The 340-nt window shown below is 49.4% G+C and carries 1 protein-coding gene; it reads left to right on the top strand.

Annotated features, from left to right (window positions below; translation table 11 throughout):
• Positions 1 to 340 (top strand): RHS repeat domain-containing protein (locus tag SORDD24_RS10600; RefSeq protein ID WP_155720163.1); only part of this gene is annotated, 340 nt, incomplete at both ends.

Raw genomic sequence — 340 nt, 5'->3', positions numbered from 1 at the left:
GAAAAGCAAGAGGGTCAAGTCCTCTACACCTATGATGCGGACGGTCGTCGGGTGTCTATGAGTGACCTGACAGGAACTAGTCAGTACGCGACCAATGAAGAAGGCGAGATCACTGGCGTTCGTCAGGGAGATGGTAGCCTGATCCAGTACGAGTATGATGCCTATGGCAATATCTCGAAGATGATTTACCCAGATGGCAGTACAGTTTCCTACACTTACGATGAACTGGATCGTCTCACTTCCGTGACAGATGTTAAGGGACAAAAAACCACCTATAGCTACAACCAAGCAGGGGATCTGACGGAGGTTGTTCGGGGAGATGGAACCAAGAGCTTCTTGA

The sequence above is a fragment of the Streptococcus oralis genome, from assembly GCF_001579175.1.
In the GTDB taxonomy this organism is placed as follows: domain Bacteria; phylum Bacillota; class Bacilli; order Lactobacillales; family Streptococcaceae; genus Streptococcus; species Streptococcus oralis_O.
Note: the sequence above shows the minus strand (reverse complement) of the source record. Positions and strands in the feature narration are given on the sequence as shown.